At 46.1% G+C, this 14,490-nt stretch carries 11 protein-coding genes; 4 read left to right on the plus strand and 7 right to left on the minus strand.

From position 1 onward, the window contains the following. Positions 1–331: 331 nt before the first annotated feature. The 4 genes from GO620_RS02210 (at position 332) to GO620_RS02225 (ending at position 6,964) form a co-directional block, all read left to right on the plus strand. Positions 332–1,486 carry an acyl-CoA dehydrogenase family protein gene (locus GO620_RS02210; RefSeq protein WP_157522540.1) on the plus strand — a complete coding sequence of 385 codons (1,155 nt, stop codon included), beginning with the start codon at positions 332–334 and terminating at the stop codon, positions 1,484–1,486. Further along, positions 1,486–2,976 (plus strand): sensor histidine kinase, encoded by a 1,491-nt coding sequence (locus GO620_RS02215; protein ID WP_157522538.1) that lies wholly within the window; start codon positions 1,486–1,488, stop codon positions 2,974–2,976. The genes GO620_RS02210 and GO620_RS02215 overlap by 1 nt, the downstream gene beginning before the upstream one ends. A gap of 672 nt (positions 2,977–3,648) precedes the next feature. Beyond that, the gene (locus GO620_RS02220; protein ID WP_157522535.1) at positions 3,649–5,379 is read left to right on the plus strand and encodes a glycoside hydrolase family 9 protein; all 1,731 of its coding nucleotides are present in this window, start codon (positions 3,649–3,651) and stop codon (positions 5,377–5,379) included. A 151-nt stretch (positions 5,380–5,530) separates the two neighbouring features. Continuing rightward, a complete protein-coding gene (locus GO620_RS02225; RefSeq protein ID WP_157522532.1) occupies positions 5,531–6,964 on the plus strand; it encodes a PAS domain S-box protein in 1,434 nt (477 codons plus the stop codon). Positions 6,965–6,983: 19 nt separating this feature from the next. On the opposite strand, the gene GO620_RS02230 is transcribed toward GO620_RS02225, so the two are convergent. From GO620_RS02230 to GO620_RS02260, 7 genes are read right to left on the minus strand one after another with little or no spacing between them, the layout of a single operon-like run. After that, positions 6,984–7,940 carry an NHL repeat-containing protein gene (locus tag GO620_RS02230; RefSeq protein WP_157522529.1) on the minus strand — a complete coding sequence of 319 codons (957 nt, stop codon included), beginning with the start codon at positions 7,938–7,940 and terminating at the stop codon, positions 6,984–6,986. Further along, positions 7,927–9,180: an MFS transporter gene (locus tag GO620_RS02235; protein ID WP_157522526.1), complete on the minus strand. Its 1,254-nt coding sequence runs from the start codon at positions 9,178–9,180 to the stop codon at positions 7,927–7,929. The genes GO620_RS02230 and GO620_RS02235 overlap by 14 nt, the downstream gene beginning before the upstream one ends. 5 nt (positions 9,181–9,185) lie before the next feature. Beyond that, the gene (locus tag GO620_RS02240; RefSeq protein WP_198173466.1) at positions 9,186–10,310 is read right to left on the minus strand and encodes a Kelch repeat-containing protein; all 1,125 of its coding nucleotides are present in this window, start codon (positions 10,308–10,310) and stop codon (positions 9,186–9,188) included. A gap of 10 nt (positions 10,311–10,320) precedes the next feature. Next, a complete protein-coding gene (locus GO620_RS02245) occupies positions 10,321–11,259 on the minus strand; it encodes a dihydrodipicolinate synthase family protein (RefSeq protein ID WP_157522523.1) in 939 nt (312 codons plus the stop codon). A gap of 23 nt (positions 11,260–11,282) precedes the next feature. Further along, entirely contained in the window at positions 11,283–12,209 is a 927-nt protein-coding gene (locus GO620_RS02250; protein WP_157522520.1) for a dihydrodipicolinate synthase family protein, read from the minus strand. 8 nt (positions 12,210–12,217) lie between these two features. Then, positions 12,218–12,997, minus strand: a complete 780-nt coding sequence (locus GO620_RS02255; protein WP_157522517.1) for a phytanoyl-CoA dioxygenase family protein — start codon at positions 12,995–12,997, stop codon at positions 12,218–12,220. A 13-nt stretch (positions 12,998–13,010) separates the two neighbouring features. After that, positions 13,011–14,480, minus strand: coding sequence for a RagB/SusD family nutrient uptake outer membrane protein (locus tag GO620_RS02260; RefSeq protein WP_157522515.1), 1,470 nt, complete (start codon positions 14,478–14,480; stop codon positions 13,011–13,013). Positions 14,481–14,490: the final 10 nt, after the last annotated feature.

A 14,490-nucleotide genomic window follows, 5' to 3' on the forward strand; every position in this document is an offset into this window, starting at 1 on the left:
TATGTAGTTTCTAGCTAACAACAAATGTTAAAATATTTAGGCTTGCAAAACATCCTGAACCGATGCTACAACTCCTTATCAATAAAAATCCGATTAACTGACATGCATATATCCGCTCGTTGCTATGTGCTTATGATCAAGCTAATGTTATCATTAAACTCGTGTAAAAGGAAATCGCGGATTAACGACTTTTTACCGCTTCGATTTCATCAAAACATTAAATCCAACTGCAACTGGACGAAAAATAAAAGGAACGTTAAATGTACAAGAACTTAAACATCCTTATATTTCGTATGTTAGCTATCGAAACTATCATTCCCACGGCACTTATATGAATTTAGAAACTTTGATTGAAAAAGCTGCCGTTATTAGCAGGGAGGTAGCTGCACCCGAGGCGCTTACCGCTGACCGGGATGGAATGTGGGTAGCTTCCACTATGAGGGCATTGCAGGATAGCAAGCTAACGGGCCTGGTTGTACCCGAAGCACAAGGCGGTTTAGGACATGGTTTGCTGGCGCTGGCCCGGATCAGCGAGGAATTGGGTAAAGGTTATTCCTCTGCTGGGCTTTGTTTCGGAATGCATTGTGTGGGTACTGCCGTTATAGCTGCCAAATCGACCGGGTGGCAAAAAGAACAATACCTGGTACCGATTGCTGAAGGCAAGCATATTACTACACTGGCTCTAAGTGAGATAGGTACAGGCGCGCACTTTTATTTTCCGCAAACACCTTTGATTGCCGTAACTGAGGAGGACTTTTTGGTTACCGGGACTAAATCATTTGTCACCAACGGCGGACACGCCGATTCCTACGTGGTCTCCACTTTAGGCGCAAGTGCTGAGGCCGAAGCTGACCAATTTTCTTGCATCCTTGTAGATTCGAATATGCCAGGCCTGGAATGGAGCAGCCCATGGGATGGTTTAGGCATGCGTGGTAACTCTTCTCTGACTTTGAATCTGAACGATGTGTACATTCCCGGACGGAACATTCTGGGAGAAAAAGGCGATCAACTTTGGTATATCTTTAATGTAGTGGCACCTTATTTCCTGATGACTATGGCAGGGACCTATTTGGGCATTGCAGAAGCCGCCTTAATAGAAGGCAAAGCCAGTTTAGCCAAGCGAAGTTATGCTCATAATGGTAGTGGCCTGGCAAGCGTCGGTTATCTGCAACATAAACTGGGTATACTCTGGGCGAATGTCGAGCGCACCAGACGCCTGGTTTATCATGCTGCGCAGGCAGGAGATCACAACGATCCAAATGCAATGCTGTTACTTTTAAGTGCGAAAGCCGAAGTTGCGCATTGCGTGGTGGATGTCGTTAACGAAGTGATGACCCTTGCAGGCGGACAGGGATACCAGCATAATTCCCATTTGGGTATGTTGATGAGGGACGCCCGCGCTGCACACGTGATGTCACCAACTACCGATTTATTGTATACTTGGATGGGCAGAATATTGTTGGACCAGCCGATCTTTTCTGATTAATGGCTGGTGCAAACATTTTATTTATTGGGTTTGGGGAACTGATGAAAAGCGTTGAAGGCAGATTGTCTTCCAGTCCCAACGTAACGTTTCAAGAGATACAGCAGCTCAGTTCGGATGTGCACGAAAATTTGCTTTCAAACGCTGATATTTTTCTGGTAGGGCCTTATACGCTCGAACCTGTAAGGCAAATACAACGGGCTGCGCAGCAAAACCCGCTGGTCTCCATTATCGTGTTGATCTTTCCGGATCAATTTCAGAAGGTCAAACAGGCCGTCCAATTTGCTTACAATGTAGGCAAGAATGTTACTTTTGTGGCCTATGATTTAGGCAAGGATATAACTGCTGTGTTTGACAATGCTCTACTGCGGGCCAAACAGCGGAAAAGCTTTGCACGGATCGCAGAACAGCAGGTGTATCCCAAAGCCCAAAGTCCTGTACTAACCTATCAAAACCTCCATGCATTTTTGGAAAACGCCTCGATTGGCGCGATTGTGTTCGATGACCATCGCCATATCATTACGGCTAACCGTAAAGCCAAACAAATTTTTTTTCCTAAACTGGAAACCCTAACAAACGTTCGTTGGGATGACCTTTTCCCGGATGAGCAGTCGGCGTTAACAACCATGCCGTCAAAGGAAGGACAGGAGCAGGTGCACAAAGTGATCCGGGTCAATCACCAATTCCTGGAACTTAATATTTCGTCATTGCAGCTCAATAAACAGAACGTACATTATTTATTGCTGCTGAACGACATCACCGATAAGATAAAGGCGGAGAATAAACTGCAAGCAAAAGTAGCAGAATTAGAATTCCTTAATGAAGAGTTGGACCAGTTTGTAAACGTGATCTCTCATGATTTTAAAACGCCACTCACGTCGATCAGCTTGCTGGCGGAATTGGGCATAAAAGAATCGGACCCCGTAAAAAAGACTCAATTTCTATCACAGATCCACCAATCGGCTGGTAAGCTAAAAGAACTATTGAAGGGACTAAATGTACTCGTGGATGTGACCAAAACCCGCTCTGAAAAAGTAGAAACGGTAGATTTCCAGCAGCGGTTGGATGTGGTGATGACCGACTATGAGATTTTGCTTGAACAAGCAGGAGGCAAACTGAACGCTGATTTTGACGCAGCGACGCAAATGAATTATTTTACAGCTCACATCGATAGTCTGTTCAGCAATTTAGTGACTAATGCTATCAAATACCGTAACCCTGAACAGCCACTTATCATTCAGATTAAAACCCGTCGGGAAAGGGACTATACCGTGCTGAGTGTGAAGGATAACGGCAGCGGTATTGACTTAGCCAAAAATATGAATAAGCTGTTCCAGCCATTCAAACGCCTCACAGACCACGGAACAGGGTCCGGCCTTGGCCTAAGTATCATTAAACGCGTGATCGAGAAAAACCAGGGATATCTCGAAGTATTCTCACAGCCGGGTGCAGGCACGGAGTTTAAAGCCTATTTGAAATCGCCGATTGTGTGACCTAAAATTGCCTTTAAAGATTAATTCTTTTATGAAACTCTTATATTAGTAACTGCAACTTAAACAATTGGCACAAGCCTTTTCTAATACTGATTTTTTGGTATTTTTGAATATAGAATAGTTCTTTAAAAAACATCATACGAATACAATCGACATAGGTAAACTTTTCGGTAACCTGTCCATGTTGTATCATTGTAAAGTATTGACTACAAACCTATTACACATTCTGAACGCGATCCCAGCGGGATCACGGAAGAATGAAAAAACGCCTTGAGATGGTAAATCTGCAAGGCGTTTTTTATTTAGGTAAATTCAATGTCTTTTGCATTGTTGAGCGCGTTAAGCCTGGATCTTAAATTCACTTTTACCTTCATTTAGCTGATCCGTCAGCTGCCGGACGGGTGTAACATGTGACAGTTTCTCTATAAATGCTGACTTATTAGTATCTGACGTAATTTTGTCAGCGTGATAACTTTCTGAATATCAATGATGCATAATCCTGTCAGTGTTTCAGGTTTGCCGTATTTTTTCAAAAAGTGTCACATAAGTGTTTCAGGTGTTACAGTGGCAAACTGGAGTCAGTTGCAAATTCGGGGTCGAATTATTGTAACTTGCTTAGCTCCCGCACCAGTAATCCCTTGTGAGTTACTTACCGGCTAAAACCTGACTTGTATGAAATCATTCTTTGCGATTTGCCTCATCCTTTCGACCTCTGTCGCGTGTATTGCTCAGCCCGATAAGATCCGGGTCAACCAGGTTGGGTATTATCCATCCGCTGATAAAACCGCGATAGTTTTAAGCGTTGAAGGCGGCAGTTTCACTCTTGTCGATGCAACAGGAAGGGTACAGTTTACGGGTACGTTAAAAGAAGGCGCGAATAAAACTATGGCCGGGCAAACGGTGTGGACCGCAGATTTCAGCAAATGTAAAACACCAGGCCGCTATGCTGTGAAATTGTCAAATGGTGACCGGTCTTATTTCTTCAACATTTCTGACAAGGTGTATGACAACCTTGCTAAAGCATCAATTAAGGCTTTTTATTACCAAAGGGCTTCCATTCCGCTGCGGGAAAAATATGCCGGTAAATGGCAACGTGAAGAAGGCCATGCCGATGATCATGTTTTGATTCATCCGTCGGCGGCCACTGTAAAGCGGCCGGTTGGGACTGTTATTTCATCCGCGAGGGGCTGGTATGATGCCGGCGATTACAATAAATATATTGTCAATAGCGGTATAACAATGGGCACCCTCCTTTCGCTGTATGAAGATTTTTCGTCTTATATGAAAACGGTTGCGCTCAACATTCCCGAAACGGGCAACAAGGTTCCCGATCTGCTGAATGAAGCGTTGTGGAACTTAAGATGGATGCTTACTATGCAAGACCCTAACGATGGCGGCGTATACCATAAGTTAACCAACGCGGCCTTTGACGGTATGATCATGCCCGATAAAGCTGTGAAGCCCCGTTACGTGGTGGCTAAAAGCACAGCGGCAACTTTAGACTTCGCGGCGGTAATGGCGCAGTCTGCCAGAATCCTTAAAAAATTTAACACCACATTCCCCGGACTTGCAGACTCATGTTTAAGGGCCTCGCTATCTGCATGGAAATGGGCTAAAGCAAATCCTCGCGCTTATTATCAGCAAAACAAACTTAACCAAACGTTTGAGCCGGCCGTGACTACCGGCGAATATGGAGATAATGACGTTAGCGACGAATTTATCTGGGCCGCTGCAGAGCTTTACGTTACTACTAAAGACGGTCATTATTTATCTGAACTAAGGGTTGAGCGCAATCCTGACATACAGGTTCCGTCATGGGCACAGGTAAAAACAATGGGTTACTATTCTTTGATCAGGAACAAGGCATCTTTAACCCCAAATGGGCAAGCTATTGCCGGAAGATTACAAACAGCACTGATACATTTGGCAGACAGCCTTGTAGCTGATGGACAACGCAGTGCATACTTTACACCCATAAGCAATTCACCAAAAAATTTGATCTGGGGAAGTAACAGCGTAGCGGCAAACCAGGGTGTTGCTCTTTTAGAAGCTTACTTAAATAACCGCAAGCCATCTTACCTGGCCACGGCAATGGCTACCCTCAATTATTTATCAGGATGTAACGGCACCGGTTACTGTTATGTAACAGGATACGGAACAAAAAGCCCGCTGCACCCGCATCATCGCCCTTCGGTTGCTGATGGTATTGTCCAACCTATACCGGGCCTTCTAGTCGGCGGCCCCAATCCCGGCATGCAAGACCATATACAATTACCTAGCATAGTACCTGGCGAAGCCTATATTGATGATGACCGTGCCTACGCGGTTAATGAAATTGCCATTAACTGGAACGCGCCACTTGTATACCTTGTTAACGGTATCAACGCTTTAAAAGCAAAATAGATATTCCTTTCCCTAAATCTATTTACAATCAACAGAATCGCAGTTTTTCACTCCTTTAAGGAATGTTGTTTAGCTGTTCAAATTTATCCATTGCGAAATATACTTTCAGATGTTTGGTAAATTTAGCTGTTGATAGTTAAAGGATTTGAGTATGAATTCAGAACCAAGTGACGTAGACTCCGGCAAACAATCTATCTCGCACCTTCACGCAATTTTCGCCCACACCATTGAAGGCTTTATACTGCTTGATCGCGATCTGACGATACTGGCGTTCAATGACCAGGCAGACCAATTGATCTTTCAGCATGGCGATAGCAAATACCTGGAAGTTGGCTCTTCTTTAATCGATTATCTACCGCCATCAAGAGGGGGCGCTTTCGTTAAAATGGCATCTAAAGTATTGACCGGCGAAACGGTAATTTATGCGCAATCTTATCCCGAAAGTGGTGACAATGTACGTTGGTTTAGGTTTACAATAAGCCCGGTGAAGGAAAATGACCAGATAAATGGTTTGTGTGTGGCCGGGCGGGATATCACAGAGGACGTAAAACTACAAAGGCAACTCGAACTCGCTAAACTTGACGCGGAACAGTCGCACATAAAATACAAACGGCTGTTTGACCAGAGCCCTATCCCCAAATGGATATATGACTTGGAGACGCTGCGCATTCTGGAGGTAAATGAAGAGGCAGAAAGACACTATGGCTACACCCGCGCCGAATTTTTAAGTATGACCATACGCGACCTTCGCCCGGCCGAAGATCAGGATCAGCTTTCAGAAAAATTAGCCTCAATCAAGCAAAAAACCAGTAATGAAAATACCTATTGGCGGCATTTAAAAAAGAATGGCGAAATCATCATTGTTGACATTACCGGCCATGAGATCGATTTTGACGGACGCCCGGCAAGGATAGTCGCCTGTCAGGACATTACATCGCGCATTAATGCCGAGGCTTCTCTTATTGAAAGTAACAAACGCTTTAGATACGCCATACGCGCCTCATCTGACGCGATATGGGACTGGGACTTAAAAGAATCGACCGTATTTCTGGGCGAAGGATTTAAAAACTTGTTTGGGTATGACGAGGCCGGAACTGTTGTGCCCATATCCTGGATCATGAGCAGGCTTCATCCAAATGACCTTGAAAGGGTTCAAGCCTATATTGATCAAACGGTTAAAGACGTTAAGGTAGACCGATGGTCTGACGAGTATCAGTTTAGAAAAAAGGATGGTTCTTATGCTTTGATCTGCAACACGGCGCTTATTATTAAAGACGCTTTCGGGGCGCCTAATCAACTGATAGGCGCTATGCGCGATATTACAGAGCACCGCCAGCACTTGAATGAGATCAAACAGCAAAATGAGAAATTGCTGGAGATAGCCTGGCTACAATCGCACGTTGTGAGGGCGCCTTTAGCACGCATAATGGGATTGGTAGACCTGGCAATAACAGACAATAGCCGCGAAGATCTGGAACGTATTTTACCGATGCTAAAATCTTCTGCACTGGAGTTGGATGATGTTGTTACAAAAATAGTGGACGAAACCAGGGCGCTAGGGCAGGAGCCGCTACCAAAAAATTAGTAATGGAGCTCAAAGCTTTCTAAACTCTTTTTAAAAATACAGGGTAAGTTTTACCAGAGTTCCACTGCGGAATAATGAGGTTTTCATCGGCATCGACACAAACATCGTGCGGATGGACGAAGGCGCTTTCTATCTTTTGCTGCGGTTGCAGCACACCATCAACGTAAATTGGTTCTGTGGCGCCGGGAGAGGAAACCACTTTTTTATGCTTGTCGAGAATGGTTATATATCCCGAGCCAAAGTTTTGATTATCGCCGGAGCGGAATACTGCCGCGTAAATATTCTCTCCATCTATCACCGGTCGGCATACAAATGAACCGGGCATTACGGTTTGGCCCAGGTAATTGCCGTCCATTGTAAAATATTTAAAGGCATTTTCGTTGCGCGATGTTATGATGAGTCGCGGGTTGTTCGCGTCCCGGATATCGATAGCGACACCATGGGCACAATCGAAATTTGCTTCGCCTGTACCGCGGCCTCCCCAGTGGCGTATGCAGTTACCTGTCGAGTCGTATTGTATTACAAACTGGTGCCCGTACCCGTCGGTTACGTAAATATCGCCGTTTGCAGCAATGGCGGTTTCGGTCGGTTTGTATTCATCTGCCGATTGGTATAACGCTATCTCTTTTGGATAATCAAGCACCATGAGTTCGCGGCCATCGAGCGTTGTTTTTATAACCTGGTGCCGCACGGTATCGGTAATATACAGAAACTCTGTACCACCCTCGTTACTTAGGGTAAGCCCATGCGCGCCCGGATAAGTGGTACCCCAGCTGTTGACATACTTTCCGTCTTTATTGTAAATGATCACATTATTGCGAATGTCATCTGTCAACAGGTACAGCAAGCCGTTCTTACTAAGTACCATCTCGTGACAATTGTTAACAGGATGCTCAGCCGGATTAAGATCAAACCGCGATGCATTAACCTTGTATTGAAAGTCGCCATGACCAAGGATGATATTATGCTGAGACATTTGCAGGATTAAGGTTTTTGATCTTTATCATGAAAAGTGACCAGGTTGCCAATAACATCAACACGGCTGATACCTGGTATACAATAGACAGCTCTACATGGGCATCTTTAAGCATACCGCCAACATAGACCATTATGCCACCCACAATGGTACTTAAGAAATTTAAAAAGCCATAGCCAGTTGCGATGTACCTGTTGTTCACTAATTGGCAGAGTATGGGCATCAAATTAGCGTCATTGAAACCGCGTGATAAGCCATAAATGATCATGGCCACGATGCCGATCGCAAATACAGGGGTAGACGCCATCAAGAACAGGAAAGGCGCCCCAATAGTAAAACCGATTATGACAGTGTACAGCCTGCCCCTCGAATTAAAACTGGCCCAGCGGTCGGCCAGTAAACCGCCAATTACCACACCGATGAACGACCCTACCTGCACATACCCTGTAGCAGATATGCCGGCTTCGCCCATACTTAAATGAAAGTGTTCTTTAAGGAATGTAGGCAGCCAGCCGTAAACCAGCCAGTTTACAATGCCCAGCGCGCAGAAGTAGAACAACAATATCCTGAATGACGGTAGCGAAAACAGCATCTTAAACGAGCCGAAGATATTGTTGGGTGCTTCGATGAATCTTGCTTCCTCCGGCGAGGTTTCAGTAACCGGTTCAGCATTCTTCAGGAAAAATAACAGCACTACAGAGTAAAGTATGCCAAATAAGCCAAATACCTGGAAGCCGTAACGCCAGCCCCATAACTCGGCAATGTAGCCGCCTAATCCGCCTAAAGCTAAACCTGTATACAAGCCGCTCATGTGCAAACCCGTGGCCAACGATCTGGTACGGCCGCGATGGTACTCTGTGATCAACGCCAGTGCCGCAGGAATGTAACATGCTTCGCTTATGCCCATGATCACACGCGCAGCAACCATTTCATGAAATGAGCCGACAAAGCCCGTCCAGATCGTAACCGCGGACCATACTGCCACACTGAATACAATTACTGCTTTACGGCCGTATTTATCGGCAAAGAAACCGCCCAGCGGACTTAATATCCCGTATGACCAAAGGAATGCCGAAGTAAGCAAACCAAACTGCGCGTCTGTTAGATGAAACTCACTAACAATTGGGTCGCGCATAGAGGTGATCAGTATCCTGTCGAAATAATTAAGAAAGGCTACTACCCACAGCATGGCAACAATGACCCATGGGTAAACAGCAGTGTTAGTTTTATTATCTGTCATGATCCTTATTTCGTCACGGTTGCTGCCAGTACGCGTGGAGTGCGTGTGCCGGGCCGCACTTCGCCACCCGGAAATATTAGTTGGTTATGCCATATTACCATCGATGTGGTTACCGGCGCCCATGTGCTATTATTCGGATGGGTTACGGCGTCGTCCTTTTTATCGGTAAAGATCTGTCCCTGTACCATCCACGTGTTTTCTGCTAAGTTATATGCTAAAATTTGGTTGGAGAAGCCGGTATGCCGGTCTTTCAATTCCGATGCTTTATCGGCCAGGCTACCGTCATCCCCGCCAAAAACAAACAGGGTGTTATTACCTGCTGTATATGCCGGTCCTGCCGTAGCTACAGCAGGGTAGGGCAGGTCGGCGACCTTTTGCCAGCCGTGGCCCGGGGCAAAAGCGTAGGCGTCTATTAGATATTCTCGTTTGGCAGAGCCGTCTGCGGCAGGGTGTAATGCCGTGCCGCTAAAAACAAAGATCTTTCCACCGGCTGCGCCTGCGGTGCTCAGCATGCGCGGTTCGCCGGGGATGTTTTCTAATGCCCTCCATTTTTGCTCTGCAGCAGGCTTTGATAGGTCCAGCGACCAAAAATTGTTCGCAGCGTGGGTGTCGGCGGGGGCACTCAAGCCGCCTGCAATGTATACCGTACTGCCGACCAATACACCGGCGCTGTTGGCCAAAGGTGCAGGCATATCGGGATAGTTTGTGATCTTAACTTCGCCGTTGTGATAACTGATACCAAAAACCTTATTGTAGTGCCCATCGGCGTTGCTGCCACCAAAACAGATCAGCTGGTTGTGGTAACTTACTGAAACGCCGTATCCTAATGGCATAGGCAATGTACCGGCTTCCTTCCATTGACCGTTTGGACTATCCAAAATGAATACTTTATCGGTCCAAACTTTTTTTGAGCCGGTCCATGGCGCGCCGCCATCGGGGAAGTTAGCACCGCCTGCCACGATCAGGCAATTATTGCTTACACCGGCAAACGAGCCTGCAAAACCATATTTGTCGGGTATTTGCGCTAATTGCGACCATTGAAGTTTGACCGCGGAAACTTTATGTTGTGCTGTAGATGTTACCGATAGCATGGTAAATAAGATAGATATATAAACGGCGGCATTTCGCATGGTGCAGAGTTTACACGGCAACCGGGTTATCGGATAGCTGCTTAAAATCGTTCAATTGTTTAAAGAAACCAAGTGCTTCCAGGTCTGATCTTAGTTCATTGTATGCGCTGTCTGACAACGAGACTAACGGTAAACGTGCATTGCCCATATCGGTACCCAGCATCTTCATGATGGCGCGTTGTGCCGCTATAGACGGGTGCTTAATTATCGCCCTGATAACGTTTACCATAACCAGTTGTGCTTGCCGGGCTTCTTCTGCTTTGCCTGCACGGTAACAGTCGATCACTTTTAGATAGAACGGTGCGGCGAATGTATAAGTACTACCGATTGCCCCTTGCGCGCCTACTGCTAAGGCAGGCAGCAGCATCTCATCAAAGCCAAATAGCGTATCAAATTTACCGTCTTTGTAGTTAAGGCACGCCTGGTACTCAAACAGGGTAGAAGCGGTGTATTTTACACCGGCCAGGTTAGGGATAGCTTGTTCGCCTAAACGTAAAAACTCAACCATGTCAACACCTACACCGGTTAGGGTTGGCATGTGGTAATAGTAGAAAGGCAACTGTGGTGCCGCCGAAGCGATCTCTGCCATAGAATCTACCAGGTTTTGTACAGATGTTGGCTTAAAGTAAAATGCAGCTACAGATGAAAAGGCATCCGCGCCGATGCTGGCAGCATGGGCCGCCAGTTTTTTGCATTCCATGATGGAGGTATGGCCTACATGTACCAGAACTAAAATTCTTTTATTGGCAGCTTTTACGTATGCTTCGGCTACAGCCATGCGCTCTTCTATGGTCATATTAGGGCCTTCGCCGTTGGTACCGCAAATGTATACGCCTGAGACGCCATCATTAACCAGGTTGTCTACCAGCGAAGGGATGATATCGAGATTTACAGAACCATCTGTGTGGTAGGCTGCAAAAGTAGCGGCAACTATGCCTTGTATTTTCATTGTTGTAATTTTTACTGTTGTGTTTAGTTATTGAAAAATTCGGGTATTAAGTGTTGGGCGCGTTTTCTTACAGCAGCCACATCATCACCGCTGATGTATTGGTAAGGCCAGCGCAGCCGTGTTGTCATTGCCGACCAGCCTCCAACAGCAGTCAGAAACTTATCGAGTGCAGGGTTTGAGAAGCCTTTGTTCTTGTAGGGTGTTATACACTCATCAAAAAATTGAAGCATCCTTTTTTCCAGGTCAAGGGCAGCTTCTATGTCCGTTTGCATTTGCTGCCACCATTTTTGTGCGGCAATGGGATTTATACATGCCACGTTTGAATATGCCCCGCTGGCGACACCGCTTTTTACACCACTGGCCAAAAAATGACCGGGCACAAAGACCGATAAGTTTGAGGCGTATTCTTTCATCCCGCTTATCCAGCTTGCATCGCCTATCAGCACCTTTAAGCCGATAAGCTGCGGAACTGCCTGTTGTAGGTCGCCGTATTCTTTGGGCTGCAGTACTTTTTTAGCATGCGGCGGATTATATAGCACTAGTGGGGTGTCCAAGCCTGCTATCCTGCTTAAAAAGTTAACCTGCTCATCGTGGTTTGCCACAACCCAGTCCGGAAGGATTACCTGTAAAGCGCCCGGCTTTAAAGCCACACCACGTTTTGCCCGCTCATAAGAAATCACAGGCGAGGGGTGGCTTGCACCTATCTGAAAAGGCATGCCCGCAGCATGGCACTTATCGGCAAGCAAGGCGTTCACCTTGTCAAACTCATCTTCGGTTTGGTTGTGGAACTCGCCGGCCGTGCCATTAGAGTAAATGCCATCAACCCCTGCAGCAATCAACAGATCTATCTCGTCGCTCAAAACAACATAATCAATTGAATCATCAGCATTCATTGGCAACAAAAGTGTTGCCCAGTTTCCTTTAAGTGTTGCTGCAGAGAGTTGATGCATTTTAGTGTCTATAGGTCGGCTTCAAATTCCTCTACTTCGTGAAATTTGGTGTGCCCGTTAACCAGTTTACCCAGGCGCGGCTTGCGGTTATTATAAACCTCAATGGCGTCGGCATCCGCGTAGCGAAGGAACAATATGCGCCTGTCGCGGTCTGTAGAATAGTTGCCATCAGATTTATGCAGCATCCAGCAATTGAAAATAAGGCTGTCGCCGGCCTTCATCTCCATTGGGATGGCTTTGCTGTCATCAGCCTCTACAATGATCTCAGATTGGCTTTGCTTCTGTTCCGCGTTTTGTTCAACCCTTATCTGGCCTTGTTTATGGCTGCCCGGTATTAACCACAAGCAGCCGTTACCACGGTCGGTATCGTCAAGCGCGCTTAGCGTGGTCAAAGCGTTATAGGGGTCAAGTTCGCCATAACCGTTGTCTTGGTGCCACCCGAAAGGTTTGGTATTACCCTTCATTTTGAAGGTTAGCTGCGACGTTGCGCCTTTTACATTCTCACCGATGATCTGCGTGGCAACGGAAACCAAAGGGCCTTCAAAGTAATATTGTTTTACAGTGGGTGCCTGGTGGTGAACATTTACCAGCAGGGAGTTTTGCAGCCAGCTTTTATTCGGGTCAAAAGATTCTTTCTCTTTGTTCCACGCTTTCATACACTCGGCCCGCATTTGCTCAAGGCCTTGCGGTTTAATCACTCCCTTAAGTATCAGGTAACCTTGTTCATTGTAGGTTTGCAACTGCTCCTCGGTCAGTTTCTGATAATTAAATAACTCTTCTTTTTCCATCTCACTTATCTTTTTAATAACCTGTGGTTTGTGTTAATGCAGAGTTGGCTGCCAATACTGTAGGTGATAGCGGCCAGAACAGCGGCGTTGTTTTGCCTTTCAAATTCGGCACATAATTGTACGCGTTAATAGTGCCGCCGTAGTGGAAGCGTACCACATCATACCAGCGTTTATTCTCAAAGAACATTTCGCGTCCACGCTCGTCAAATACCGCGCGCTCTACTGTTGCCTTGTCTGTAGCGCCGGCGTAGTTGGCAATACCTGCACGCGTACGAACTTTGTTGATATAATTTATGGCTTGTGCGGTGTTATTTATTCCTGCATAAGCTTCAGCTTCCATCAGGTACACATCTGCCAGGCGGTACATGATCACATCGTTATCAGAGATACGATCATCAGTGTATTTGTTGCCCGGCAGTTTGGTGATCCAGGCATTTTTTTGAGTTGTGCCCTGGCGTTCTATGATAAAGGTTGCCGGTATGCGTTTGTCGCCGGTTAAACCGCTCCACAAGCTGCGGCTAAGCGGGCTTATCTGATAAGCGCTTTGACCATTGGTTGATGTAAGTGTGTACGGGATACTATCCAGGTTGGTCGCGCCCGAAATACTTGGCAAAAATGGAAGCGCGTTTAATGCGTAATTTGATGTCGCGCCCGATTCGTCCCGGTTAAAATAGGCCGACATGATTACCTCTGCGTTGGCACGGGTGGTGGTAACGTTAGCAAACGCAGGTAATAAACTTACGCCTGTAGTTTCTACAGCTTGTGCAGCAGTAAGCGCATCATTAAAGTCTGCCGCGCCGCCGCCTGTTACCTTTGCGCTCCATAATTTCGCCTCTGCTTTCATGGCTTGTGCGGCGCCATAAGAAAAGCGGTACTTGTTTGGATAGGTTTTGTCGGGGAATAAGGCAATTGCCGCGTCAAGGTCCGCAAAAACCTGTTTCATTACGTCTGCTGCCTTTGACCGTGGTAATTGAGGTACGTTGTCATCGGTAATCGGGTCAAGCAAAATCGGCGCGTCGCCAATAATGTGTGCCAGGTAGAAATAGCAATAAGCGCGCTGGCAAAGGCTTTCTGCCTTTAACCTGTTTTTTGTTGCTGTATTAGGGAAGGCGAAGGGCTCTATTTTAGCCAGCAACAGGTTTGCGCTGCCAATGGCTTTGTAAATAGGCAACGTAGAAACGTTGTAGTTGATAGAACCGGTAGACACGGTTAACACCTGCGACCATGCTGTAGTTAAGCGTGCATTTATACCATTGATCAATTCTTCGCTGCGCTCTGTACCAAACGTAATATTGTTTGCCAGAATGCGGATATTGGTATAGTTGCCTATCACAAATGGATCAAAGTCGCCCTCGTTTTTGAAGTATACAGACTCTATGATCTGCGATTGCGGCTGAATGTCCAATATCTTTTTACAGGCTGTTAAACTTGCGCAAAGCAATATGGCAGCACCTGTTAATGTATATATAATGTTCTTTTTCATGATGATACGA

Source organism: Mucilaginibacter ginkgonis (assembly GCF_009754905.2).
Lineage (GTDB): Bacteria > Bacteroidota > Bacteroidia > Sphingobacteriales > Sphingobacteriaceae > Mucilaginibacter > Mucilaginibacter ginkgonis.